General features: G+C 73.1%; 3 protein-coding genes. All 3 read right to left on the bottom strand.

All coding sequences use genetic code 11. The annotated features are described in order from the left end of the window. Positions 1-265 (bottom strand): FAD-dependent oxidoreductase (locus tag ACWGIU_RS36805; RefSeq protein ID WP_453712423.1); only part of this gene is annotated, 265 nt, incomplete at its 3' end. Beyond that, the gene (locus ACWGIU_RS36800; RefSeq protein WP_453712422.1) at positions 262-852 is read right to left on the bottom strand and encodes an isoprenylcysteine carboxyl methyltransferase family protein; all 591 of its coding nucleotides are present in this window, start codon (positions 850-852) and stop codon (positions 262-264) included. The genes ACWGIU_RS36800 and ACWGIU_RS36805, both read right to left, overlap by 4 nt. Positions 853-857: 5 nt before the next feature. After that, complete coding sequence (locus tag ACWGIU_RS36795) at positions 858-1,919, bottom strand: type III polyketide synthase (RefSeq protein ID WP_453712421.1); 1,062 nt, start codon at positions 1,917-1,919, stop codon at positions 858-860. Positions 1,920-1,957 lie beyond the last annotated feature (38 nt).

Genomic DNA, 1,957 nt, shown 5'->3' with positions numbered 1-1,957 from the left:
GTCCAGGGCCGGACCGGAACAGTCCCTCGGCGCCACGGCCGCTGACGCCGTCGACGTAGCGGATGCCGTGGAACGGCTGCCCGGCCACGGCGACGCCCAGCTCCCGGAGGTGGCGTACGCCCCCCGGCATCAGGCCCTCCCCGCAGGCTTTGTCGATGGGGGTGGGCCTCGGCTCCACGACCACGGCCTCGAGGCCGGCGAGCGCGCCGTGGATGGCGGTGGCCAGTCCGGCCGGGCCGCCGCCCGCGATCAGCAGGTCGATCACGAGGCGGCGCCCGCCGCGGGGACGGAGGCGGGCGCCCGCAGCCGGCCGCCGTCGGTCAGTGCGGCGTCCTCGCAGCCGATCCGTACGCGCAGCAGCACCAGATTGAGCACGGTGAAGCCGAGCGCCGTCATCCACGCGGTGTGCACCAGCGGCAACGCGACGCCTTCCGCCACCACCGCCACGTAGTTGGGGTGGCGCAGCAGCCGGTACGGCCCCGCCTCCACCAGCGGCAGCCCGGGAACGACGAGCACCCGGGTGTTCCAGCGCTTCCCGAGGGTGGCGATGCACCACCAGCGAAGGCCCTGGGCGGCCACGGCGACGGCCAGGGCCGACCAGCCGAGCAGGGGCACGAACGGCCGCCCTGCCGCCCAGGGTTCCACCACGCAGCCCACGAGCAGCGCGGTGTGCAGGGCGACCATGGCCGGGTAGTGGCCGCGGCCGTACTCGCGTCCGCCGCGGGCCAGGCTCCACGCGGTGTGACGGCGGGCCGTGATCAGCTCGGCGAGCCGCTCGGCACCGACGAGCCCGATGAGCAGCAGGTAGGGGGTCAGGGAGGCGGGGGCGGTCATGGCGGGGATCGAGATCATCGGGCTCACCAGCGCAGGAGGACGAGTTCGGAAGCGAAGCCGGGACCGAAGGCGAGCATCAGCCCGACCGATCCGGGCGGGGGCGGTCCCGCGCTCTGGACGCCGTCCAGGATGTGCAGGACCGAGGCGGAGGAGAGGTTGCCCACGGCCGCGAGCGAGCGCCGGCTGGCGGCGAAGGCCGCATCCGGCAGCGCGAGGGCGTCCGAGAGGGTGTCGAGGATCTTCGGTCCGCCCGGATGGCAGATCCACGCGTCGACGTCCGCGGGTTTGAGGTCGTGCGCGGCGAGGAAGGCCTCGACCTCCTCGGCCACGTGCAGCCTGACCAGGTCGGGCAGTTCGCGGCCCAGCACCATGCGCATCCCCCAATGGCCGATGTCCCAGCCGAGGAGGTGCTCGGTGCCCGGGTAGAGGCGACTGCGGGCGGCCACCACCTCGGGTCCGGCGCCGGTGGGGTGCAGGGGATGGTCGCGGCCCACCGCCACCAGGGCGGCCGCGCCGTCGCCGAACAGGGCTCCGGCCACCAGGTTCGCCATCGAGGCGTCGGTGGACTGGAGGGTGAGGGAGCAGAACTCGGTGGACAGCAGGAGGGCCGCGTGGCCGGAACGGCCCGTCAGATGGTCGTGGACATGTCCCACTCCGGCGGCGCCGGCCGCGCAGCCGAGGCCGAAGAGCGGTACCCGTCGTACGTCCGGACGCAGACCCGCGCGGGCGGCGAGACGGGCCTCCAGCGAGGGCGTCGCGAGCCCGGTCACGGTGGTCGACATGACCAGATCGACCTCGCCGGCCGCCAGACCGGCGTCGTGGAGGGCGAGTTCGAGGGCCCGGCCGCCTAGCTCCAGTGCCGTCTCGATGAAGAGGGCGTTCGTCGCGCCGAAGTCGTTCCCCGGACCGTACCGCTCCAGCGGCAACGCGAGATGGCGGCCTTCCACGCGCACCGAGCCGTGGACGCGGCGCAGCAGAGCGGTGTCGGAGCCCGGTGGCAGGAAGCGGGCGAGCGCATCCGTGATCTCGGACTGGGGATAACGATGGGGCGGGAACACGCTGCGCACTGCCAGAACACGTGTCATTCGTTCACCATAGAAAACAACTGACACATCATTATGAA

This window comes from Streptomyces sp. NPDC054840, from assembly GCF_053611065.1.
Note: the sequence above shows the minus strand (reverse complement) of the source record. Positions and strands in the feature narration are given on the sequence as shown.

Excerpts from the sequence above, each read along its gene's own strand:
- ACWGIU_RS36800 (WP_453712422.1), bottom strand. The coding sequence starts at position 852 with ATGATCTCGATCCCCGCCATGACCGCCCCCGCCTCCCTGACCCCCTAC.
- ACWGIU_RS36795 (WP_453712421.1), bottom strand. The coding sequence starts at position 1,919 with ATGACACGTGTTCTGGCAGTGCGCAGCGTGTTCCCGCCCCATCGTTAT.